Annotated in this window: 17 protein-coding genes; 12 read left to right on the plus strand and 5 right to left on the minus strand. The window is 48.9% G+C overall.

Annotated features, from left to right (window positions below; translation table 11 throughout):
* Positions 1-110: 110 nt before the first annotated feature.
* The 6 genes from H6G00_RS28625 to H6G00_RS28650 all read left to right on the plus strand — a co-directional run bounded on the left by H6G00_RS28625 (position 111) and on the right by H6G00_RS28650 (position 8,587).
* Positions 111-3,764 (plus strand): response regulator, encoded by a 3,654-nt coding sequence (locus H6G00_RS28625; protein ID WP_190799321.1) that lies wholly within the window; start codon positions 111-113, stop codon positions 3,762-3,764.
* Positions 3,765-3,990: 226 nt separating this feature from the next.
* Positions 3,991-4,338: a hypothetical protein gene (locus H6G00_RS28630; RefSeq protein WP_190646380.1), complete on the plus strand. Its 348-nt coding sequence runs from the start codon at positions 3,991-3,993 to the stop codon at positions 4,336-4,338.
* 212 nt (positions 4,339-4,550) lie between these two features.
* On the plus strand, positions 4,551-5,381 hold the full coding sequence (locus H6G00_RS28635) for a protein-glutamate O-methyltransferase CheR (RefSeq protein WP_190646379.1): 831 nt from the start codon (positions 4,551-4,553) through the stop codon (positions 5,379-5,381).
* A gap of 2 nt (positions 5,382-5,383) precedes the next feature.
* Complete coding sequence (locus H6G00_RS28640) at positions 5,384-5,953, plus strand: chemotaxis protein CheB (RefSeq protein WP_190646378.1); 570 nt, start codon at positions 5,384-5,386, stop codon at positions 5,951-5,953.
* A 4-nt stretch (positions 5,954-5,957) separates the two neighbouring features.
* Positions 5,958-8,036: a response regulator gene (locus tag H6G00_RS28645; protein ID WP_190799322.1), complete on the plus strand. Its 2,079-nt coding sequence runs from the start codon at positions 5,958-5,960 to the stop codon at positions 8,034-8,036.
* Between the two features lie 338 nt (positions 8,037-8,374).
* Positions 8,375-8,587, plus strand: a complete 213-nt coding sequence (locus H6G00_RS28650; RefSeq protein WP_190646376.1) for a hypothetical protein — start codon at positions 8,375-8,377, stop codon at positions 8,585-8,587.
* 17 nt (positions 8,588-8,604) lie between these two features.
* On the opposite strand, the gene H6G00_RS28655 is transcribed toward H6G00_RS28650, so the two are convergent.
* The 4 genes from H6G00_RS28655 to H6G00_RS28670 all read right to left on the minus strand — a co-directional run bounded on the left by H6G00_RS28655 (position 8,605) and on the right by H6G00_RS28670 (position 12,190).
* Positions 8,605-9,306 carry a glutamine amidotransferase gene (locus H6G00_RS28655; protein ID WP_190646375.1) on the minus strand — a complete coding sequence of 234 codons (702 nt, stop codon included), beginning with the start codon at positions 9,304-9,306 and terminating at the stop codon, positions 8,605-8,607.
* 95 nt (positions 9,307-9,401) lie between these two features.
* Positions 9,402-10,286 (minus strand): 2OG-Fe(II) oxygenase, encoded by an 885-nt coding sequence (locus H6G00_RS28660; protein ID WP_190799323.1) that lies wholly within the window; start codon positions 10,284-10,286, stop codon positions 9,402-9,404.
* An 888-nt stretch (positions 10,287-11,174) separates the two neighbouring features.
* On the minus strand, positions 11,175-11,792 hold the full coding sequence (locus H6G00_RS28665) for a transglutaminase family protein (protein WP_190799324.1): 618 nt from the start codon (positions 11,790-11,792) through the stop codon (positions 11,175-11,177).
* Positions 11,793-11,908: 116 nt separating this feature from the next.
* A complete protein-coding gene (locus H6G00_RS28670) occupies positions 11,909-12,190 on the minus strand; it encodes a hypothetical protein (RefSeq protein WP_190646372.1) in 282 nt (93 codons plus the stop codon).
* Between the two features lie 526 nt (positions 12,191-12,716).
* Between H6G00_RS28670 and H6G00_RS28675 the strand changes: the two genes are divergently transcribed.
* From H6G00_RS28675 to glgA, 6 genes are all read left to right on the plus strand, one after another.
* The gene (locus H6G00_RS28675) at positions 12,717-17,408 is read left to right on the plus strand and encodes a CHAT domain-containing protein (RefSeq protein ID WP_199318767.1); all 4,692 of its coding nucleotides are present in this window, start codon (positions 12,717-12,719) and stop codon (positions 17,406-17,408) included.
* A 71-nt stretch (positions 17,409-17,479) separates the two neighbouring features.
* Complete coding sequence (locus H6G00_RS28680) at positions 17,480-18,280, plus strand: DUF928 domain-containing protein (RefSeq protein WP_190799325.1); 801 nt, start codon at positions 17,480-17,482, stop codon at positions 18,278-18,280.
* Between the two features lie 88 nt (positions 18,281-18,368).
* Positions 18,369-20,630, plus strand: coding sequence for an adenylate/guanylate cyclase domain-containing protein (locus H6G00_RS28685; RefSeq protein WP_190799326.1), 2,262 nt, complete (start codon positions 18,369-18,371; stop codon positions 20,628-20,630).
* Positions 20,631-20,843: 213 nt separating this feature from the next.
* Entirely contained in the window at positions 20,844-21,572 is a 729-nt protein-coding gene (locus tag H6G00_RS28690) for a hypothetical protein (RefSeq protein WP_190799327.1), read from the plus strand.
* A 227-nt stretch (positions 21,573-21,799) separates the two neighbouring features.
* Positions 21,800-22,282, plus strand: a complete 483-nt coding sequence (locus tag H6G00_RS28695) for a 2TM domain-containing protein (protein ID WP_190799328.1) — start codon at positions 21,800-21,802, stop codon at positions 22,280-22,282.
* A 217-nt stretch (positions 22,283-22,499) separates the two neighbouring features.
* A complete protein-coding gene (gene glgA, locus H6G00_RS28700; protein WP_190799329.1) occupies positions 22,500-23,978 on the plus strand; it encodes a glycogen synthase GlgA in 1,479 nt (492 codons plus the stop codon).
* A 113-nt stretch (positions 23,979-24,091) separates the two neighbouring features.
* Here the strand turns inward: glgA and glyQ are convergent, their stop codons facing one another.
* A complete protein-coding gene (gene glyQ / locus H6G00_RS28705) occupies positions 24,092-24,979 on the minus strand; it encodes a glycine--tRNA ligase subunit alpha (RefSeq protein ID WP_190799330.1) in 888 nt (295 codons plus the stop codon).
* Positions 24,980-25,259: the final 280 nt, after the last annotated feature.

Consider the following 25,259-nt stretch of genomic DNA (forward strand, 5'->3'; position numbering starts at 1 on the left):
GGACTCGAATTTGCTCATCTGCCCGAAGGTGAGTTCTCCATCCATTCCCAGCAAAGGTCTTGCTAAAGATGGCAAGATCGTTCATGAATACAGGTGAGTAAACGCTACAAATGCTGAACAGGTTAAGAATTGGCACCAAGATAGGCATCAGTTTTGCAACAGGTGTAGCGATTTTTGCAGCATTGGGCTGGCTTTCCTATCGAGGTGCGCTTCAGGTTAGAACAGCCTCTCGTATGGAAAGCCATACTTACCAGGTTCTCAATGAGCTTGAGGGGTTAATTTCTACTATCAAAGATGCTGAAACGGGACAGCGAGGCTACATCATCACAGGGCAGGAGAGTTATCTGGAGCCTTACACTGCGGCAATCAGCACGCTGGATGGAAGAATTGAGCAGATTCGAGACTTAACGCAGGACAATCCAGTTCAGCAGCAACAGCTTGATCGGCTTGTGCCACTGGTAGCAAATCGTCTTGAAGTAATGCAGCGGGTCATTGATATTCGGCGTACCCAGGGATTTGATCCCGCTTTGGAAGTGGTTCAGGTTGACCAGGGCAGGCAGGTTATGAATGAGATTCGAGACCTGATTGAAGAGATGGAAGCCACAGAGACAGAACTGCTGGACCAGCGCACCGCCCAGGCAGATTTAGCCACCCGGCAAATGCTCTATGGTGTAGCTTTTGGCATTCCGCTCTATTCCCTTTTGTTAGCGTTACTGGGTTTTTTCCTGGCGAAAAACATTTCTCGACCGCTGAAGCAAATTTCAGATGCAGCAGAGGACTTAACCGATGGAAATTTAGCGGTTAGTTTGCCAGAGAGCGATCGCCACGATGAAATCGGCGTGCTGACCCAGACCTTTAACCAGATGATCGCCAACCTGCGAGACACCACTCGCGAAAACGAGGAACAGGGTTGGCTCAAATCTAACCTGACAGAGTTCACCCGCATGTTGCAGGGTCAGCGCAGCATGGAAACAGTTTCCAGAATGATTTTGTCTGATCTGGCACCACTAGTTGGGGCAAGTCAAGCGCTGTTTTATTTAATGCAGGTCGAAGATGAGCAGCCGACCCTAAAGCTATTGGGCACCTATGCCTATCAGGAACGAAAACATCTGGCGAATCGGTTTCGACTGGGTGAAGGGCTGGTCGGGCAATGTGCCCTGGAAAAGCAAAAAATTCTGCTGACGGAGGTTCCCAGTGACTACATTCGCATTAGCTCTGGACTGGGGCAAGCGCCGCCGCTGAATATTTTGGTGCAGCCCGTTCTGTTTGAGCAGGAAGTGATCGCAGTAATTGAGCTAGCGTCTTTTCAGCAATTTAGGTCGATTCACCTGACGTTGCTCGACCAGGTGACAGAAGGCTTGGGAATTGTATTAAACACGATCGCCGCTGATATGCGAACGGCTAAACTGCTGCAACAATCACAAACCCTGACCGAAGAGCTACAGAACCAGCAAGAGGAGCTAAAAGCCAGCAACCAGCAGCTTGAAGAACAGGCTGAGACCTTGCGCGAATCAGAGATAATGCTGAAGCAACAGCAGGAAGAATTGCAGCAAACCAACGAGGAATTGCAGCAACTCAATGAGGAACTGGAAGAAAAAGCTAAGCTTTTGTCCTCTCAGAATCGTGAGGTAGAGCGCAAAAATCAGGAAATTGAATACGCCCGTCAAGAATTAGAGGAGAAGGCAGAGCAACTGGCTTTAAGTTCGCGCTACAAGTCCGAGTTTTTGGCCAATATGTCGCACGAATTGCGAACGCCGCTCAACAGTTTGCTAATTTTGGCGCGGCTGCTAACGGACAACATCAATGGCAACCTCACCAGCAAACAAGTTGAGTACGCCAAAACAATTCACTCTGCCGGAACGGACTTGCTGGAGTTAATCAACGACATTCTTGACTTGGCAAAAATCGAGTCGGGCACGATTTCGCTAGAGTTTGAGCCCGTTCAGTTTGATGATTTGAAAGGCTACATTGAACGAACTTTCCAACAAATTGCTGAGAGTAAAGGACTGGGCTTTACCGTTGAACTGGATGAATCGCTGCCAGGAGCGATCGCCACCGATTCAAAGCGCCTGCAACAGGTGCTCAAAAACCTACTCTCTAATGCGTTGAAGTTTACTGAGCATGGACGGGTGACACTGCGAATCACGTCGATTGCCCAGGGACTAAAGCAGGAGGATGGCAAAACAGTGGATGCGATCGCCTTTGCCGTCAGCGACACAGGCATTGGCGTCTCACCCGAAAAACAGCAAATCATTTTTGAAGCCTTCCAGCAAGCAGACGGTACCACTAGCCGCAAATATGGCGGCACTGGCTTAGGGCTCTCGATCAGCCGCGAACTCGCTCGACTGCTAGGCGGCAAAATTCACCTGACCAGCCAAGTCGAGCAAGGCAGCACCTTCACCCTCTACCTGCCCCAAACTGCTCCCGCTCCAGTCGTCCAAACTCCAATCTCCAAGACCCAAACTCCAAAACCTACTCTCCCACTCTCCCATTCCACTTCTGAACCCCCAGCCCCCAGCCCCCCGCCCCCAGCCCCTTCTCCAGCCCCCAACCCCCTCCTCCCCGACGATCGCCACAACCTTCAACCGGGCGATCGCACCCTGCTAATCATCGAAGACGACATCAACTTTGCTCGAATCCTGCTAGAAATGGCGCGAGAACAAGGCTTTAAGGGATTAGTGGCGCTACGCAGCAATCCAGGGTTGGCAATGGCGCGAGAGTTTAAGCCTGACGCGATTATGCTAGACATTCACCTGCCCGATATGGATGGGTTGACGCTGCTTGACCGACTGAAACATGACCCAACCACTCGCCACATTCCGGTTCACCTGCTCTCAGTGGAGGAGTCCCAGCAGCGTGGACTGCAACTGGGAGCGATCGCCTACCTGCAAAAGCCCGTTTCCCCCGAAACGCTGACTCGGGCGCTCACCGACATCAAAGGCTTTGTCGAACGACAGGTAAGAAACCTGCTCGTCGTTGAAGATGACATCACTCAGGCTGAAAGCATTCGAGAGCTAATCGGCAATGGCGACGTTCAAACCACAACGGTTGCCACCGGAGCCGCAGCACTGGAAACTTTGCGTCAAGGGCACTTTGAATGCGTCGTGCTAGACCTGGGATTGCCTGACATGAGTGGCTTTGAGCTAATTGAGCAGATCAAACAGCAGGACAGCCTGGCAAACTTGCCAATCATTGTCTACACCGGCAAAGAGTTGACCAAGCAGGAAGAGACTCAGCTCAAGCGAATGGCAGAAACAATCATCATTAAAGATGTGCGATCGCCAGAACGCCTGCTCGACGAAACCGCCCTTTTCTTACATCGCGTTCAGGCAAACCTGCCACAGCCCAAGCAGCAAATACTAGAACAGCTTCACCAAAGTGACCCAATTTTGGCAGGCAAAAAGGTGCTGATTGTAGACGACGACGTGCGAAATATCTTTGCCCTCACCGGACTACTAGAGCGCTACGACATAGAAGTGCTGTATGCCGAAAACGGTCGAGAAGGACTTGAGGTTCTGCAAACCCATTCTGATGTTGATGTCGTCTTAATGGACGTGATGATGCCTGAAATGGATGGGTACGATGCAACCCGTGCAGTTCGAGAACAGGATGCCTTTCGAGATTTGCCGATCATCGCCCTCACCGCAAAAGCAATGCAGGGCGATCGCGATCGCTGCATCGAAGCCGGAGCTTCTGACTACATCAGCAAACCGATTGATACCGAGCAATTGCTTTCCCTGCTGCGGGTTTGGCTATATCAATAGGGATGAGGGATGAAAGATGGGCACGCTTGGCTTTGTCTGTCCCACTAGGATCTCAAGCTTGGGGTGTTGGGTTCCGTTGCACTTCACCCAACCTACACAAATTAAAGATAGTAGAGCTGTAGGTTGGGTGGAGCAGAGCGAAACCCAACGCTTTAGACCTGCCGCGCCACCGCGATTAGAATTTTCTAGGTTGGAGTAGGAGCGATCGTCCCCTAAACCTGGAACGTTGCTGTTTCAACCTGGAACGTTGCTGTTTCAACCTGGAACATTGCCATTTCGGATCGGAACTGTGTCGTTTCAAACTGGAACGTTGCTGTTTGAACCTAGAATTTTGCTGTTTCAAACTAGAACGTTGTCGTTTGAACCTACAACGTTGCCGTTTCAGATCGGAACTTTGGTGTTTCAACGCACAACGTTGCTGTTTCAACCCACAACTGTGTCATTTCAACCTGAAACTTTGCCTTTTAAACTTGAAATCTGGGGAACTGGAACAAAAGCGATCGCTTTTAACTTCAAGAGATCTAACCCTACAGCTGCATCTTCCCCTTCATCTCCAACCCTCTATCTATCCTGAGGTCTATTCCTAGCCTAAGACTGAGGACTAATGACTCGTCGTACGGCATCATGTAAACAAGTGTATAGGTTGAGTTTGCAACCCTTAGCGCTTGTAGGGGTGCGATCGCGACCTCATTTATGAACGACGATTCAATTTGTTTAAAAAACTTGCTCCAGCTCTGAAGTTCTCAGTTTTGTCTCAGTCCTCAGTTCTGTAGCGATTAACCGATTATGACTTTAGCAAGACCCAAACTGGAGGATATTGAAGTTCAGTTACTCCTTGAAGGGGTGTATCGCTATTACGGCTTTGATTTTCGTAACTATGCGCCCTCTTCCCTCAAACGACGTATCTGGAACATCCTTTGCTCTGAAAAATTGCCCAACGTTTCGGCACTCCAAGAGAAAGTGCTGCACGATCCGGCTTGCCTCGATCGCTTTTTACTGGGGCTTTCGGTTAATGTCACCGCGATGTTTCGCAACCCCAACTTTTTCCTGGCGTTTCGAGAAAAAGTCGTACCAATTTTACGGACCTATCCCTTTATTCGGATTTGGCACGCAGGCTGCTCAACCGGGCAAGAGGTCTATTCAATGGCAATCTTGTTAGAAGAAGAGGGGCTTTACCCGCGCTGCCGCATCTACGCGACCGACATGAACGAGATGGTATTGAAACAGGCAAAAGGCGGAATTTTTTCGCTGCAATTGATGCAAGAATACACGCAACTCTATCTCAAGGCAGGGGGAAAACGCTCGTTTTCCGAATACTATACAGCAGCTTACGATAGTGCAATCTTTCGCACTTCCCTAAAAGAGAATATTGTCTTCTCGCAGCACAACTTGGCAACAGATAGCTCCTTTAACGAATTCAACGTAATTCTCTGCCGCAACGTTTTAATCTATTTCAATAAAGCTCTTCAAAAGCGAGTTTATGAGCTATTTCACGCCAGCCTGTGTCCGTTTGGCATCCTAGGGTTGGGGCGACAGGAAACGCTGAAATTTACACCCTACGAAGCCTACTATGAAGAGCTAGCAGGAAGTGAAAAGCTTTATCGGAGGATTCACTAGCGGTGTTCAAGCTGGTTGTCATCGGTACCTCGCTGGGCGGGCTATCAGCTCTAAAGGTGTTGCTATCTGGGCTACCCTCCAATTTTCCCGTAGCGATCGCCGTCGTACAGCACCGACACAAAGACTCCGAAGATATGATGAGTTCGTTCTTACAACCTTACGTCACCCTACCCATTAGAGAAGTAGTGGACAAAGACGACTTACTGCCCGGAACAGTGTATGTCGCCCCAGCAGATTATCACATGCTGGTTGATGTAGGCTATTTCACGCTCTCTATTGACGAACCCGTATCCTATGCTCGCCCGTCTATTGATGTATTGTTTGAATCGGCGGCAGATGTATATGGCGAGTTTGTCATCGGGATAATTTTGACGGGCGCTAACCAGGATGGGGCAAAAGGGTTAGCTGCAATCAAGGCTCAGGGTGGGTCAACGATCGTTCAAGAACCAGCAACGGCCGAAAGTGCGACCATGCCAGCAGCAGCGATCGCCACTGCTGTCGTAGACTGGATTTTACCGCTTCCAAAAATTGCCCCACATTTGATCAACCTTTGCCAGCCCATGTGGAAGTAAACTCATGCTGTCTGAACTCACCGTCAACATTCTCCTAGTGGATGACCATCCAGAAAATCTTCTGGCTCTGGAAGCCATCCTAGATCCATTGGGAGGAAACTTGGTCAAGGCTCATTCTGGTGAAGAAGCTTTGCGATCCTTGCTGCATCAGGATTTTGCGGTGATTTTACTAGACGTGCAGATGCCGGGGATGGATGGGTTTGAAACTGCAACGTTGATTCGCAGTCGAGAGCGATCGCGCCACACCCCGATCATTTTTCTGACTGCTTTTAACACCAACGACAGTTTAGTATTTCGAGGCTACTCCCTCGGCGCAGTGGACTATCTGCTTAAACCCATTGAAGCCGACATTCTCACCTCAAAAGTCGGCGTATTTATCGAGCTATTCAAGAAAACCGAAGAGGTAAAACGACAGTCCAGGCAGCTTGCTAGCATCAACACCGAACTGCGAGAAAGTGAAGAACGGTTTCGGTTGCTCAGCGCTTGCTCTCCGGTCGGCATTTTTTTGACCGATGTGAATGGTTCTTGCACTTACACCAACCCTCGATTTCAGGCAATCTGCGACTTGACGCTACCTGACGCACTAGGGGACGGATGGCTACAAGCCGTTCATCCTGAAGATCGGCAGCAGGTCATAGCCGACTGGTTCGCCTACACGCGAGAAATTCGAGAATATTCTAATGAATTTCGGTTTCAAACTCGGTCGGGTGAAGTCCGCTGGACTCACGTTCGCTCATCACCCATGTTTTCTAACACCGGTGAATTGATGGGGCACGTTGGCACCGTTGAAGACATCACTGGACGCAAAAACGCCGAAGCCGCCCGCGTCCAAATCATTCATGAACAGGCAGCCCGCCAGCAAGCCGAAGCCGCCAACCGAATGAAAGATGAGTTTTTGGCAGTGCTGTCACACGAATTGCGAACGCCGCTCAACTCGATGATGGGTTGGGCACGGCTATTGCGAACTAAAAAGTTTGACGAAGAAACCACCGCTCGTGCCCTGGAAACAATTGAACGCAACGCCCGCTCTCAGGCCCAGCTGATCGAAGACATTCTTGACGTTTCGCTGATTGTGCGAGGCAAACTGCGGCTCAACCTGTGCCCCATTAATTTTGCTTCAGTTGTGGAGCAGGCGGTCGAATCAGTGCGTCCCCTGATTGAAGTCAAGGCACTTCAGCTAGAAATGAGCGTGGCGAACTCTGCAATCCCAGTCTGTGGCGATCCAACTCGACTTCAGCAGATCGTCTGGAATCTGCTAACCAACGCGATCAAATTTACTCCAGAGCAAGGACGCATCGTGGTGGAGTTGACCCAGCAGCAGGAGCAAGCCCAACTACGCGTAACAGATTCTGGAATTGGCATCCAGCCTGAATTTTTGCCTCACGTGTTTGATCGCTTTCGCCAGGCAGACGGAACTACAACCCGTCCCCATAGCGGTTTGGGACTGGGGCTGGCGATCGTCCGTCACCTCATTGAGCTACACAGCGGTACCGTGCAGGCAGCAAGTGAGGGTGAAGGGCGAGGAGCTTCCTTTACCGTTCAGATTCCCCTATTGCGCCAGAGCGAAGGGCAAGAGGACCATGCAAAACCACTCAACTCAGCTCACGCCCTAGCTTCAGACCCCTTAGAAGAAAACCTTCATCCTTCATCCTTCATTCTTCATGCCTCATCCCTGCCTGATGCCTTTGACGGCATCAAGGTATTGGTCGTCGATGATGAAGCTGACACACGGGAAGTGCTCGCGGTGACGTTAGCAGAATCTGGAATTGAGGTAACGACGGCTGCCTCAGCTCAGGAAGCCCTAAAATTACTGAAATCTTGGCAGCCTAAGCTGTTGGTCAGTGATATTGGAATGCCCGGAGAAGATGGTTATAGTCTCATTCGGCAGGTGAGGCGGCTGTCGCCAGCGGAAGGTGGGTCTATTCCAGCGGTAGCGCTGACGGCCTATTCTCGCGAAGAAGACCGCAAGCAAGTATTATCCGCAGGCTTTCAGATGCATGTCTCTAAACCCGTTGAGGCAACAGAACTGCTGCAAGCGATCGCCACTCTCAGCGAACAAGCGATCGCTCCTTCATCCGTTTGAAAAGTTTAGTTTGCGACGGCCTACCTATCGAGAGATGAATTAACTCCAAGATGCTGTGAAGATGTACCCACACTGACAGCACTCAGCACGACACCCGGCACTCGCTGCCGGGTTTTATTATTGGAGCCCAGAGTTGCAATAACACTAGCAGTTCGTCATCCCCCTAGAGGAAGAGTTTAAGTAATAAATTTATAAGTAGAAAATCCTCACCTGGAAGGGGGATTCCCATTCGATTTTAGAAGTAGTATTCTCTTGGTCAAATATTTATATTTTTTCAAATTCTTTAAGATTTGTTAATAGTTAGACAGTAGTTCCGTTGCTCTACTAGGGGTGCTGATATGACTTCTATTCGTGAAATTGTTCATTGTGCCTTAGAGACGGGATATCTGAGCGTATCGGCAGAAGATCAGCTAAGACACCTTCTCCAAAAGACTCAATACGATTGGGAAGACCTAAACGCTTTCATTCATTTGCAGCAGGCCGCCATGAGAGGGCACATCCACCAAGAATCTAGAGAAGTGCAAAGATCAGCAGAATACCAGTATTTCTAGCAGTTAGAAACGAGTAGCTAGAAGCGATTATTTGAGCTAGCAAGCCACTGAGAGAGGAATTTTTCTAACCAGGTGGCGATCGCAGGAGTATAAACAGGATATTTTTCAAGCTGCTGCTGTCGGGTTTGGGCACCTACCAGAGTTAATTGTTCGGCTCCCAAGGTCGTCCACTTATCAATCATTTCCGGAGTCATTTCTGGGTGAAACTGTAGCCCGTAGGCGTTTCCATAACAGAATGCTTGATTAGTAAACGTTTCTCCCTGAGCTAGCAAAGTTGCCCCTTGAGGCAATTCAAATCCCTCTCGATGCCAGTGATAAACGTAGTTGGGTAGAGGCAATTCAGTTTGCTCAACTGATGTTGGTCGCACCGGGAAATAACCAATTTCAGCAATGCCATCAGGATGGGGAGCAACTGTAGCACCCAACACTCGGGCTAAAAGCTGTGCCCCTAAACAAATTCCTAAAAATGGTTTTCCTGCATTGAGAACGACGGAAATCCAATCCATCTCAGCTCGAATGAAAGGCAAAGTGTTGTCGTCGTTTGCACTCATAGGTCCACCAAAAATTATGGTGCCCTGATGCTCATCGGTTCCGGTTGGGAGGCGATCGCCCCCAGCTAGACAGCGAATATCTAGCTCATAGCCTCTAGCCTGCAATATTTGCCCAACTAGACCCGGCTCAGACGTTTCCTGATGCACAATCAAAAGAATTTTGCTCACAAGCACCAACTACAGGGTGAAGTCTCATTTATCTCTACCTAATGTATCGCCTTGGAGTAGGGTAATGTTGCGCGCCTTGTTACTGCTAGTTCCGGTTACCGCCAGGCCAAAACGCATTCCCGTTGCCGCTGTGTGAAACGATCTGCCATCAGCAACAATAGTTCTTCAGGAAACACTTGCTTAGAAAGCTTAAGGCGCTTAGGGTGCCTGGAAGTGTAGGTAAAAAACAAAGCCGAACGAGCAGGATGGTTGGGTTGAGGCACTTTACCCCGATGAAACACGTTCGCCGTATCGGTAAACACGACTGTGCCCTGCACACCTGTGCAAGGTATCCAATATTTACTTGGCACCATGTTTTGCATGTCTGCATCGCTGATTTTGCGGTAGATGCGATCGAACTTTTCCTGATCAAAAATTTGGCAATAAAGGCGATGTAAAGGAGCTTGAGTAGGACGAATAGAGCGAGGAATGTACTCAAACGGGCCACCTTCTATCCCAACATCAGTCAGGTAGACAATAACTCGAATCATGCAGTGATCTTCACCATCTAAGTGCCATAGTCTTGTCCCAGTTTGCTGCCCGTCTGGCACTTCTACCCGATGTGATACCCCCAAAAAGGCTGCGGGGTAGCCAAAGTAACTCTCAATGATGCATAGGAGCCGCTCTTCTAATCCCCATAGAAATATCTCAGGATATTCAGTCACAATTTGGCGTTTGCCTACTCGTAAAGGAAAGGTTTTACCATTCTCTGACTTGGTTTTAGTCAGAATGCGATTAGTTGCGTCTAGTAAGCGTGAGTTAGCAGGAAACGACAGATCATTCAAAGACGTAATACAAGTTCCCTCATGGCGAAGGGTATCGACAATTTGGCTGTCTTTTTCGGAGAGGGAGTTTACTTCTCGCCTTCGCCTGGAAAGGATTGCGGCGTAAACTCGCTCAACTGAGGACTTAGGAAAAATTGTGTGGATTTTTTGCAGCATAAAGTACCAACAAAGTTATCGTGTGAGAGGTTGTTGGAAAAGTATGAAACCGAAGTTTGAATCCCCTTCACTTTGGTTATCTTCGAGTGCAAAGGAAACCAGGAACTAGCCTCCCTTCACTGGAAAGATAGGAGATGAAGGTTAGAAACTTTCTTACTTCTCAGGCATCCTCTGAGAACTATGAACGTGACAAAATCTCAAAGTCGGATCGCAACACTACCTGTAGATCCTTTCCTGACAAAAGCTGCGGATGATAGGAATAACGCGCTAGCCCAGCTTCAAAACCAGGGAAAAGGAACAGTTCAATCTCATTGCCCCTTACTTTAGTAATAGTCGCGATAAGTCACTAATAATACGACTAGGGTCGAGACTTTACGGTTTCTTTTTGCTCAATTAAAATGCATGTTGCTTAATTAAAGAAAGCTTTGAAGAAAAATCTATAAATGTGATTGGTTAGTGTTTAGGATTACAGAATAGAAGTTGCTACTTTCTGGCGATCGCTGCAATTACAAACCCACTTCTACTCAAGTGATTTGAGGGATTAGTTAGCGTACAAAAGTTGGGCAATGAGATGAGTACAGTAGTCAACCGGTCTACCGATTCAGAAATAGTTTATCTGCTTAGTAAGGGTCTTCAACCCCCAACTTTTTCTAGCAAATCTTGTGGCTGGGACAAAATTTAGTTGAAGAGTTTTGTCAGCCTGCAAGGTACGAGAAATATCAAAACTCAGTAGAACATACGACTTGTATTTCTCTTAATCCGCGTCCGGGTCGGTTGCGGCAAGTGATGGGTGATTGCCGTCACACTAGTCTTTCTAGCAAAGGCGATCTGTCCATTGGACAAGCAGCTGTATGTCGAGTCGCTCACCAATTTATTAGCGAAGAAAGCTTATACATACTTGGCATCTTTTATAAGACCGTGTTCCTTCGCGGAATTTAAACAAATATCCGGAAGATTGCGATGCATTGCATCCCACTTGGTTTGAGCTTGCAGCGCTTCTATCACAACTTGAAGCGGTTCAGCAAAAATGGTCTGAAAATCTGCCTCTTTGGGGAACCGTATCTCGTATGCTAACTGCTCCTGAGGCGGAGTAAATTGAGCATTGATTCCGGTTTTGTTGCCCCTGGCATCAACCCTATACCAGCCTATTTCAGATAAATGAATGGCATTGAAACCATGCAAACTATAAGGTGCACCTTGATCATCAATGCTCAATCGCTGGTAACAGAATCCTGTTGGAACCTGGTTTGCTCGTAGCAATGCTGCCAGCAAATGGCTCTTAGCGTAGCAATAACCTGTTTTGTATTTAAGAACATCAGAAGCGCGACAAGTGACAGGATTCATCTGATAGTCAACGCTATGACAAATCTGATCTCGCACCCACTCGAAACACGCCTTTGCGATCGCTGTTGATGTTTGATGACCTGATGCAATTTGTTTAGCAAGCTCAATGACTTCAGGATGTTGCCAATCAATTACTTCAGTTGCTTTCAAATATTCTTTCATATTAGCCAAGTACTCTTAAAAATCTCTAAGTCTCCCTTGCTAAGGGAGACTTTAAGTAGATTAGCTTTCTCTTTTCCAAGAAGAGCAAGGAGGATCAAAAGACTTTGAAGCATAGCTTAGCGGTAATAGCGCTGCTCTAACCAAAATCGAACTTCTAACTCAGAATTGAAGCGAGCAGATTCGCCAGTGGTCGGATCGTAAACCCGCCAGAAGACTTCACCAGAGCGATCGCGCTTTTGGCTAATTTGTGGTTCTTCATTGCCAGCCAATATACTTAGAATGGACGATAAAATCTGACCTAAACCAGCTAGAAACTTAGATTCACGTCTGTTCTTTTGTGCCAGACCACGGTCAAGATTAGATATCTTCGAAGTGGAGAAATTAAGTGTAGATTTCATAGCTTATTGCTTCCTGGTAGGGTGACGATGGATAAAGAGAAAAACTTCTTTCGTCGATGGATTCAATCTACGGTTTTCTCACTTGATATTCAAAAGGTAGTTTGAATAGCTTCTATCAATAAAATTCATGCAACATCCTCTGACTCTTCAGACATTCTCGAGACCAGTCAATATCCTTCAAATTCTGGGAACAGGAGGATTTTGCAAGCTGTCCTTGAGTCAGAACTAGCAACTTAATGGTTAAACCTATCCGGATCACCCTTCCCAGTTTGGAATGTATGTCCAGGATGACTAATTTGTAATCAAAAAAAATTCGAAATTATCCAACTGCATCAGTCTTCAGAGGGTGCAGAGGCTGAACTTGGGTGTCTAGGGCTGGCAACTATTGAGGAGTATCCAGGATAGTGAAACAGATTTATCACTTTGAATCGGTGACTGTCTCAGCAAGCAAAACTACTAATGCTAATCTGGCTGTTGCATAGATGGCTGTTTTGCTGATTGTTACTCTTTTCGGTGCAGTTACCTTATGTCAAACCTTTTTGAGAAAGCAGGTCTGTTGCTCGTCTCTGTTTCGATCGCTGGCTTACTCGGTGAGGAACAGACGCAGGCTTATGTGCCGACGTTAGAGGCTGCGGGAGAGGCGATCGCCGATGTGGGAAGCGATCGCACTGCTGCTGTTGGTTTACCGGCTGGTTTAGCTACCCCGACTCCGCCAGAGACGTTTGCAGTTGAGTTTGCAGGGGACGTTGATAGGGCGATCGCTTCCTCCCCAGCACCCACCTCAACAAGCCCACAGCTTGTCGCGCAAAACATTACTCCCGCAGCCGACGGTACCAACACACGGGTTACTGAACAAGGACGACGCACAAATATTAGCGGCGGGACTCTTTCTGAAGATGGAGCCAACCTGTTTCACAGCTTTGAAGAATTTGGCTTAGGCACAGGCGAGATCGCCAACTTTCTCTCAAACGACCAGATCCGCAATATCATTAGTCGTGTAGTTGGGGGTGATGCGTCTTATATTGACGGACTGCTGCGCGTTAGCGGAGGCGACTCTAATCTATTTCTACTCAACCCAGCCGGAATTTTGTTGGGTACAAATGCCCGATTAGATTTGCCGGGTTCTTTTACGGCAACGACTGCCAGCGGAATCGGGTTTGGCGATCGCTGGCTGAATGCGATCGGCAGAAACGATTACTCCTCCCTGGTCGGCAATCCGGATGCCTTTGCCTTCAGCAACAGCCAGCCTGGTTCTGTCTTCAACGCCGGAAATCTAGCGGTTTCAGAAGGGCAAAATCTCTTCCTGATCGGCGGCGCAGTTATCAATACAGGCACCCTAACTGCACCAGGCGGCAACATTACAATTGCTGCTGTTCCAGGAGAAAGCTGGGTACGAATTAGCCAGGAAGGACGGCTGCTAAGCCTTGATCTGGAAGCGATTGGGAGACGGGCACTAGGGAATGGAAATCGGGGATTAGTGCCATTTACGCCGCTGTCCTTGCCCGCTCTTTTGACTGGAGGAAATATTACCAGCGCAACGGGGGTAACGGTTGAGTCAGATGGCTCTGTGCAACTGACGGGCTCCGGGATTGCTATTTCTCCTCAACCTGGAACGGCGATCGCTTCCGGCACCCTTAACACCTCCCGCCGATCCCCAACCTCTAACCCCCAGTTCCCAACCTCCCAAATCAACATCCTGGGCGATCGCGTTGCTATCCTTAACGCCAACCTGAATGCTTCAGGCAATGGTGGCGGTGGTACCGTGCGAATTGGCGGAGATATTGGAGGACGAGATACATTGCCTGCTGCGTCTCGAACGCTGGTCGATGAAAATTCGACTTTTCGAGCAGACGCACTGGGTGGAGGTAATGGGGGCAGGGTAATCGTTTGGGCAGACGATACGACCGCATTTTATGGGGAAATCAGCGCTAGGGGGGGCGATCGCACTGGCAACGGCGGTTTTGCAGAAGTATCGGGTCGTCAATCTCTGATTTTCGATGGAACGGCCGACCTTACAGCAACCGATGGTCGCTTGGGTACCTTACTGCTTGACCCCACTGATATCTTGATCGATGACCTTGGACCAAACTCTCCTGGAGTCGATGCAACGCTGCCCGACATTTTTGATGACGAATTTGTTGGGGAACCCATCACCATTTCACGAACGGCACTGGAAGGGCTACCCGCAACTGCCAATGTTGTGCTAGAGGCCACGGAAGACATTAACATCAATGTTTTTGGCGATTTTGTATTTGCCGACGGCCCAGGCGGCTCGATTCGACTGACGGCAGACTCAGATGAGGATGGCGTTGGTAGATTTGATACGCCAAACACCATCATCGCCAGAGGGCGTGACATCACTATTTCAGGTGCTATCGTCGGGTTGACTAATATTGAAACTAACAGCTTGACGGGCGGAACCAGCGGCTCAATTAGCATTACCGCAACCGCAGGAAATATTGTTGGCGCAAACCTAACCACCTCTGGAACTACCGCAGGGGGAGCGATCGCCCTCAATGCTGCAAACAACATCCAAATTGGGGATTTGAATACCTCTTCAACCGGGAATGCAGGGGCAGTCAGCCTGGATGCAGTTAATAGACTGGAAGCAGGCAGCATCAACAGTACAGGGCAAGCAGGTAGCGGCAATCAAACCCTCACCGCTAGCGAGATCGACTTCACTGGAGCTGTCCAGGGATCGGGAGAACTGGTGCTACAGCCTACTGATCCGGCTCAGGATGTGGCGATCGCAGGTGCGGCTGACTCTGCTGCGCTGGACTTGACCGCAGCTGAACTAGATCTTTTGCAGCCAGGATTTAGCCGCATCACGATTGGCAGAACTAATGGCAGCGGCACAGTGAGCCTGAATCCGTTTACGTTTAACGCTCCGGTGGCGATCGCTGGAGGTTCAACCCTAATTGGCGCTGACCAAAACACCACCTGGCAACTGAGCGGAGCTAACCAGGGGACAATCGGCGGATATGCTAACGGGCTTAGCTTTAGCAATATTGAAAATCTGCAAGGCGGCAGCGGCACCGATATTTTCCAATTTCCCGATACCAGCTTTGAAGGGGCGATCGATGGCGGCGGCGGCACGAATCGGTTGGATTACTCGGCGATCGCCACATCCCTCACCCTCGACCTAGAAGCAATTCAACCCGAAAATATCCAGGAAATCGTGGCGGGCAGCGGTACGAACACCCTGGTCGGTCAAAACCTAGCAAACACTTGGACAGTCACAGGCACCAATAGCGGCACGTTGAACGGTGCCACGTTTTCTGGATTTCAAATCTTGCGCGGCGGCACGCTCAACGACAGTTTCCGGCTTAATGGCGGTCGTGTTGACCAGATTGATGGTGCAGCAGGAAGCAATACCTTAATTGGCGACAACACAACCAACACCTGGCAGCTTACAGGCACAGATATCGGATCGGTAAACGACGCAGTTGAGTTCTCCAACATTGATAATCTGACAGGCGGCGATGCAGCCGATACTTTCGTCTTTAGTGATGGGGCAACGCTCAGCGGCATCATTGACGGTGCAGCAGGATTCGACACCCTCGACTACTCCGACTACACTACGCCCGTTACCGTCGATTTTGACCAAAATCAGGCAACCGGAACTGCTGGAGTGTTCAACACCGAAGGGGCGATTCTGCCACCAGAACCACCAGAAACACCAGAACCACCGGGAGAACCACCATCTATCCCTGACGGCAACGGGTTGCCTCTGCCCCCAGATGTCAATGTCGCTGAGACAGCAGAGCCGCCTGGGCTCTACCCAACAAACCCCGTTTTGACTGACATCCTGCGTCAAGACATTGCTGAGGCACTCGATAGTGGCAACCTCACCGATGCGGTTACCCTAATTGAGCGACTATACAGTCAAGAATTTCAGCAATATCTAGGTTTACAGGAAACGCCAAATCTGACGCTGTCAGAGATTCAGTCTCGTCTGGCTGAGCTTGCCGTTCAGACTGGCAGAACGCCTGCCCTGGTTTATCTATTTAGTCGTCCAGAGCAGCTTGATGTCATTCTGGTAACGGCGGCAGGCGCACCTATTTACCGCAGCGTCGCGGCAGCCGATCGCGATTCTCTACTTCAAGTCACCACCGCGCTCAGACGAGAACTCACCGATCGCACCAAACTTCGCTCTACCAGCTATCTGCCTGCTGCCCAGCAGCTTCAGACCTGGACAATGGCTCCCATCCAGTCCAATCTGCAAGCAGCAGAAGTCGATACGCTGCTATTTTCTGTGGATGCTGGCTTGCGCTCAACGCCGTTGGCAGTGCTTCAGGATGGTCAGCAATTTTTGATTGAACAGTACAGCCTCTCACTGATCCCCAGCTTTAGCCTGACCGATACTCGCTATTCCAGCATTGCCCAGGCGCGAGTTTTGGCAATGGGAGCTTCTGAGTTTACTGACTTTCCACCACTGCCTGCCGTACCCGTTGAACTGGCGGCGATCGCTGGACGACCTACCCTGATTCCCAATCCGCCTGAAGATTCCAACAACAGCGACAGCAACCGCGAACCCACTCAAGGCACTGTAATCTACGACAACAACATTATTACTGGAACGGTAGTGCCCTCTAGCGCATCTTCGCCTGCTCCTGCAGGTTTAGCCGTTCCCCTAAATGGACTCTGGCAGGGGCGATCGTTTCTAAATCAAGCTTTCACTTTAGATACCCTGAGCCAACAACGGCAGCAGCAGCAGTTTGACATTATTCACCTGGCAACCCATGCCGAATTCCATCCTGGCGCACCTGGCAACTCGTTTATTCAACTCTGGGATACTCAACTGCGGCTCGATCAGTTGAGCCAATTGGGTTGGAGAAACCCAACGGTTGAGTTAGTCGTCTTAAGTGCTTGTCGCACTGCACTAGGAGATGTGGAAGCAGAACTAGGCTTTGCCGGATTCGCCGTACAGACGGGTGCAAAATCGGCGATGGCAAGCCTCTGGTCAGTTAGCGATGAAGGCACGCTGACTCTAATGCAGGAGTTTTATCGACAGTTAAGAACAACTCCTATCAAAGCAGAAGCACTCCAACAAGCACAACTTGCCATGCTGCGAGGAGAGGTCCGCATCGTTAACGGGCAAATTCAATACCCTGAAGGCGTTTTGCCGCTGCCACCCGAACTGGCAGAGAGCAACAACGTCAACCTGACTCATCCTTACTTCTGGTCTGGCTTCACACTAGTCGGGAGTCCCTGGTAAACGCTTTATCTCAACCTTGTGCATCGCCAATTTATCTTTAATCTGTTTATTCCTGATTCGGGAGCGTCACTATGAATTGGAAATGCTTTTATCACCCTTTCTTTTCTCTCTCTTTTATAGTGGGGGCGATCGCGATTTGGTCATTCCCCCTTCCAACGCTGGCTCAGACGACTTCCAACCCATCTGCTAATCGTCCTGTAGCTCAGCAGTCCCGTTCTAGAACTAGCAGAATTACCTTTCGCCCGCCCAACCGAGGCGCACCTCCCGTCACTTCTGGAGCAGCAAGTCGCGGCGATTGGGGCGACTGCACCTCTAGCAGCGATGCCCTGACTGCATTGATTCCTTCCAGCACCGTAGGACTTTCCATTTCTCAAGAGCCAGTTCTAATGGTGTACGTCCCCGAAACCTCCGCCACATCGTTAGAACTGACTTTAGAAAACGAAGACGGCACAGAAGTTCTCTACCGACAGCCCCTAGAAACTCCGAGCGCTGCTGGTATTGTGCAATTCAATCTAGCTGACTACACATCCACCCCATTAGCTCAGGGAACTCTTTATCGCTGGTACGTTTCTCTCGTTTGCGACAACGACGATCGCTCCAGAAATGCAGTCATAGCAGGCTGGGTTGAACCCGTTGCACCCAGTGCGGCTTTACTCAACAGCTTGCAGCAGGCTAATCCGCAAGATCGACCCCGGCTCTACGCCGAAGCCGGAATTTGGTATGATGCGCTACAAGCCTTGGCAGATTTACACCAGTCCCAGCCTCAAGATGCTATGTTGACCGCAGACTGGCAAGCACTATTGCAATCTGTTGGACTAGACGCAGCGATCGCCCAAGCCCCCCTAATCAACTGCTGCACCTCGACAAACTAAGCCAGGTCTAGCCCCCCAATTCCACAGCATCAAGGCAAACGCTCCTTCAAGAAGCGTCTACCTTGCCCAACTTACTACTGACCTGACTATGTGGACGAAGCTGAAGCCAATCCTCTGGCATTGGCGGGGTGTGGCGATCGCAGCCCCTTGTACTGCTGCTGCTGTGATCTTGCTTCGGCTGACTGGTCTACTACAAACATTGGAATGGGCGGCTTACGACCAGTTTTTTCGGCTGCGTCCGTCAGAACCCCATACCTCCCGCATCATCATTGTTGGCATTACAGAACCAGACCTACAGGAATATGGCTGGCCGCTTTCTGATGCTACCTTGACCCAGCTTTTAAACCAGATTAAGCAACAGCAGCCCCGAGCAATTGGGTTAGACCTTTATCGCGATGTGCCAGTCGATTCAGGATATGCCGATCTGGTCGAAGTTTTTAGGACAACGCCTAACCTGATCGGGGTTGAAAAAGTAGTCGGGACAGCCAACGCCGGAGCTGTTGCGCCTCCACCTGTGTTAGCCGAATTAGGGCAGATTAGCGCCAGTGACGTGATTCTGGATGCCGATGGCAAGATTCGACGAGGATTACTTTCCCTCTCCAACAGCAATAACGAACTCGTACTAGGATTTGCCTTCACCCTAGCCGCTCTTTATCTAGAACCAGAAGAAATTTATCCTGAACTCACTGATGAAGAGTACATCCGTTTAGGACAAGCCGTATTTCCACCCCTGGAACCCAATGATGGCGGCTACGTTCGCACGGCAGCAGACGGATATCAGATTTTGGTAGATTTTCGGGGCGGCACGGGCAGTTTTGAAGTGGTGTCTGTGCAGGACGTGCTGGAAAGTCGCATTCCACCAGATTTAATGAGCGATCGCATCGTCATGATCGGCGCAGTCGCAGAAAGCCTGCGCGACTTTTACTACACTCCCTACAACAATGAACTGCTACAGATCCTACCGCCTACGCCAGGGGTTGAAATCCATGCCAACCTGACGAACCAGTTGCTCACCTCTGCTCTAACCGGACGCACTCCCCTACAAACCTGGTCTGAGCCGCTGGAATGGCTGTGGATTCTAGGTTGGTCAGTCGTGGGAGCATTTTTAGTCTGGCAGCAACGACACCCCCCAGTTGCGGCTTCGGCGAGTGACAGAGGCATGACTTCAAACAACACAACCCTGATTCAAAGCCTCAAAATTAGTCTCAGCTTGGGATTAGCAGGCGGTGGAATATGGGGTATTAGCTACCTCTTATTTTTGGCAAATTGGTGGGTTCCTATCGTTCCAGCATTTCTAGCATTAGGTGGGGCAGCGATCGCCACTACGACCTACATCGCTCAATCTGCTGAAGTCATCCGCAATACCTTTAGCCGCTATTTAACTGAAGAGATAGTAGCGAATTTACTAGAAACTCCAGAAGGTCTAAGATTAGGCGGTGAACGCCGTAAAATCACAATTTTGATTTCTGATTTGAGAGGCTTTACTGCCATCTCTGAACAGCTTTCGCCAGAGCAAGTCGTCACACTGCTCAACCTCTATTTAGAACGAATGACTCACGTCATTAGTCAATATAACGGCAACATTAATGAGGTGATTGGCGACGGCATTGTTGTCCTGTTTGGTGCACCCACTCAAAGATCAGATGATGCAGCAAGAGCGATCGCCTGTGCAGTAGCAATGCAGTTGGCGATAACAGAGATCAACCAGCAGAACCAACAGCTCAATCTGCCAACCCTAGAAATGGGAATAGGAATCAATACTGGAGAAGCAATTGTCGGCAATATTGGCTCCCAAAGGCGGGCAAAGTACACCGCAATCGGCAGTCAGGTCAATTTAGCATCTCGGATTGAGTCTTCCAGCATAGGTGGGCAAGTGCTAATCTCTGAGGCAACTTTTACTGAAGTTGAACCCTTGCTCAGCATCTTCAGCCAAACCGAGGTTGAGGTGAAGGGATTTCATACACCCGTTAAGCTGTACGAAGTTGGCGGCATTGGGGGTGCTTATCGCCTGTCGCTCCCTGATCCCCACACTGTTCTCGTCCCCTTAGTTCCAGAAGTACCCATTCGATACGCCCTAATTGACGGCAGAAATCTAGTTGGTCAAATGGTCTCAGCCACTTTAGTCAAGTTTTCAGGAAAGCGGGCAGAGGTGCGATCGCCTCATCCAATGCCATTCTTCAGAGACATCAAGCTCAGTTTGCTCAACCCTTACGAGGGTACAACTATTCCCGGCGATCTTTATGCCAAAGTCATAGGACAGTCTAGCGACGTTGAACCCGGATTCTATATTCATTTCACGAACCTTTCCCCTAGCGCCTCCACGCTTCTACAGAATCTGACAAAAGTTTAGAAATGTATCGTATATGACATTTTTACAGCATTGTCATCGCCTTACAGGATGAATTTACCAAAAACGTCCGGACGAAGAATCAAGGGGCAGTAGTATGGCTTATTACTACTTAACATAAACGACCGATTGGCTGATAGGAATTCTTTCAAGGCACACCATATTTCATCTGTTCCGAAGCTGTGATCCTGTGTTCTCTCTAGAAATTGCAGAAAGATGAAGGAAAGTTCCAGAGTGTTGGTGATTGCTGCCGAAGAACTGCGTTCTAGAGGCATTGGTTATGGTTCCGCTGCTGAATTAACGTTTGAAGAAAAGCAGTTTAAAAGAGTCTTGTCTCTGCGAAAACTTTTTCACAAAGTGGCAACTGACTACTGTGAAAGAGAATCTAAAGCTGGCAGATTTTGTTTGCTGGTTGAAGATGAAACTTTATTTACGGTCTGGCAAACTGAAAAGCTACTGGAGCCCATTCGTAATCAGCCAAATAAATTAAATTCTCAAGTTACAGAAACCTCATTTAACGACCAACTTAACCAAAGTTTGGGAACGAAGAGGCTCAACCCATCCTTACCTTCAAGCCAACCTCCAGTTAGAAACCTGACTGATATTGAGCCTTGGTTTGTAGAACGTTGTCAGCAAGCTCTGTCCTACTACGTTGGAGCGATCGCCAGCGTATACGTTCAGGAAACTCTCGATAAGTTCCCTCAAATTACCTACCATCGCTTAATTAACGAACTCGCCGCTAAAATTCCTGATCCTCAACAAGCAGAAGAATTTTGGCAGCAGGTACTAACGTTAATTACTGCTCCAGCCAAACAGAGAGATTCGCGCCCTCAACGCGATCGCCCCCTTCCAACTCAATCTCCCCCAAAACAACTTCCTGCTCAAGAGACCAAAGCTTTGCCAAATGCCCCCTACCAACGAACCTACCGAGGGATAGCTTACTAGAGCAAATCCACTAATACCTTTCATAACTTAACGATCTGCAACTCGGATGAGCCCTGGTCAATGATTCCTCATGCTTCATCCTTGCCGTAGCGGTGGAATTCCTTTCATTAAGGTGACGATAAACTAGGAATAGTCTGCGAGCGGTCTGCATTACCCAAATTAAGCAGCGCCATCTAAGCAGACAAACTAGAGCAGCCCGACTGGTCTACCTTGAAAAGGCAACTTAGATGACAGATATCTACGAGCAAGAGGAAGCACAAGAAATCCTCAAAATTGCGTTCACTCGTCAAATTGAGCGCGGAGAAATTTCCAAACTGCAACTCCTGGAAATTGCAGCAGAACTGGGAATCTCGCCAGAGGAATTTCAATCCGCAGAGCAAGAATGGTTGACGCAACAAGGAGAAGTACGAGAGCAACGTGCCTTCGCTATGTATCGGCAAAGCAGGTTGCGTAGAAGCGTAGCCAGGTACGGCATTGTCAATACATTTTTGGTGATGCTCGATTTGCTCACCAGTAGTCCACTTAACTGGTCGCTCTACATTGCTTTGATTTGGGGACTGTTCATTGCTCTCAATGCTTGGAAGACTTACCAGACTGATGGAGAGGACTACGAAAAGGCATTTCAACGCTGGCGCTTAAAGCAGCAGGTGGGGCGATCGCTCAAAAACCTCTCTAACCGTTGGCTCAAAGGCTTATCTAACATCAGCTAGAGCTAGGAAACCCCTAAGCTAAGACAAATACGCCCTACGACATATCAACCTGCTTCATAAATTGAACCAGTTAGCAGCAATCCCTTTCGCAAGGGTGACGCTTCTGACCCGTTTGCGCTGGTTACATTGACTTTTGATAGTCAAGTTGCCTAGCCATCCAAAATAATATACTTTTGTAAAGTTAAAAAATTGGTATGTATCCAGCGGGGGATAAGAAATGTACATTGTGCAGATTGCCTCTGAGTGCGCTCCAGTTATCAAAGCTGGCGGTCTAGGAGACGTAGTCTATGGTCTTAGTCGCGAACTAGAGGCTCGGGGCAACACAGTAGAAATTATTCTGCCCAAGTACGACTGCATGAGGTACGACCATATCTGGGGGCTTCACGAGGCCTACCGTGATCTGTGGGTACCCTGGTACGATGCTGCTGTCCACTGCTCTGTATACTGCGGTTGGGTTCACGGCCGGCTCTGCTTCTTCATCGAGCCGCATGACAACGACAACTTCTTCAACCGAGGCTGCTATTACGGTTGCTCCGACGACAATATGCGGTTTGCATTCTTTAGCAAAGCCGCATTAGAGTTTCTGCTACAAAGCAACAAACGCCCTGACATACTTCACTGCCATGACTGGCAAACTGGACTCGTTCCAGTCATGCTTTTCGAGATGTACAAGCATCACGGAATGGCAAACCAGCGTGTTTGCTACACCATCCATAATTTCAAGCACCAAGGTATGGGTGGCGTTGAAACCCTTCAGGCAACAGGACTAAACCAGGAAGCCTACTACTTCCAATACGATCGCCTCCAAGACAATTTCAATCCTTTTGCCCTCAACTTCATGAAAGGGGGCATCACTTACTCAAACTTTGTCACGACTGTTTCTCCCCACCACGCTTGGGAGGCTCGCTTTACTGATACCGGCTATGGTCTAGGTCATACCCTACACGCTTTTCAGGACAAATTTAGAGGAGTCCTCAACGGCATTGACTACAACGTCTGGAACCCAGAAGTTGATCGCTACATTCCTCACTATTTCAACCAAGAGAATTTGGAGGGCAAAGCAGAGAATAAAAAGGCGTTGCGCGATCGCCTCCTCTTACGTCACGAAAACAAACCTATCATTTGCTATATCGGTCGCTTAGATGACCAAAAAGGCGTTCACCTCGTACACCACGCCACTTACCATGCCTTGTACCGCGATGCACAATTCGTGCTTCTAGGCTCAGCAACCGAAGCCAGCATCAACTCTCACTTCCAGCACGAAAAACGCTTCTTAAACGACAACCCAGACGTTCACCTCGAACTGGGCTTCAACGAAGAACTATCCCATCTCATCTACGCCGGAGCAGACATGATCGTAGTCCCAAGCAACTACGAACCCTGCGGCTTAACCCAAATGATCGGACTGAAATACGGCACCGTACCCATCGTCCGAAGTGTAGGAGGGCTGGTAAACACAGTCTTTGACCGGGACTTTGATCAAGACCACCTACCCGAACAGCGTAACGGTTACGTATTCCATCAATCAGACTTTCCTGCCTTAGAATCCGCTATGGATCGGGCTATAGATTTGTGGCACCAAGAACCCAAAGAGTTTCAAAATCTGATCCAACAGGGCATGAGCTACGACTACTCATGGAACTACCCTGGCAAGGATTATATAGAAATCTACGACTACATTCGTCATAAAGAATAGCCAACATTTCCCTCTCCTCAGATGAAGGAGAAAACCAAAGTTCGTAAGGCGTGAAAGTAATACTTTCACGCCAAAAATCATCCTGATTTAACGACTCTGACCGAAATTTTAAGTTAAGCTGCTTCCGCTCTATCAGCTTTCAACAACGGAAAATCCAGCTCCTCTCGCTGCTTCAAATAGAGATAAGCAACCTGCCGTGCCAACCCGCGAATTCTGCCAATGTAGCGCGTCCGCTCAGTAACCGAAATCACACCTCTAGCATCTAGCAAGTTGAAACTGTGTGAACACTTCAACACATAGTCAAGTGCTGGCAAGACTAGCCCTTTCTCAATAAGCTGTCCAGCCTCTTGTTCGTACAGTCCAAACAGAGTAAACAGCAACTCAGGATTAGATGCTTCAAAGTTGTAGGTTGAATGCTCAATTTCTCCCTGAAAATGCACATCTCCATAAGTTACCGCTTCATTCCACTGAATCTCAGTGAAAGCGTTGACTTCCTGCAGATACATCGTTAGTCGTTCTAAGCCATAGGTAATCTCGATCGAAACTGGACGGCAATCAATTCCCCCACACTGTTGAAAATAGGTAAATTGAGTTACCTCCATTCCATCCAGCCAAACTTCCCAACCAACTCCCCAGGCTCCTAATGTAGGAGATTCCCAGTTATCCTCCACAAATCGAATATCGTGATCCTCTGCACGAATGCCTAAAGCTCGTAGAGAATCCAAATAGAGCTCTTGAATGTTGTCTGGCGAAGGTTTGATCAGCACTTGATATTGATAGTAATGCTGATAACGATTTGGGTTCTTCCCATATCGCCCATCTGTCGGGCGACGGCAAGGTTCAACGTAAGCAACCGACCAGGGTTCAGGACCAATTGCCCGTAAGAAAGTGTGAGGACTCATTGTACCTGCCCCCTTCTCCGTATCGTAGGGCTGGACAATCAGACAGCCGCGATTGCCCCAAAACTCGCTCAGCTTAGCGATGACCGATTGAAAATTCACGAAGTTTAGCTTCCCTAGCGTCTCAAGGTTTTCTCTAACCCAATGTACCGTCGTCTAACACCAAGCAACTCAGAAAAAATTACAGTCCCATCTCAAAATCAACGCCCTTGAACCAATTCAATTCCCTCCAAGGGGCTGGAGCCCTTGTGGGATCAAGGGAAGAGGAATTTCCCGAAAAACTTTTGAGAAATGCTTGACAGTTTCTTGGATGTCTCGTTATATTGGTTAAGCGGTCGAGAGAGAGCCGAACGGAAACGGAAGGCACTGGCTTCGACCCCGA

The sequence above is a fragment of the Leptolyngbya sp. FACHB-541 genome (assembly GCF_014695875.1).
In the GTDB taxonomy this organism is placed as follows: Bacteria; Cyanobacteriota; Cyanobacteriia; order Elainellales; family Elainellaceae; genus JAAUTN01.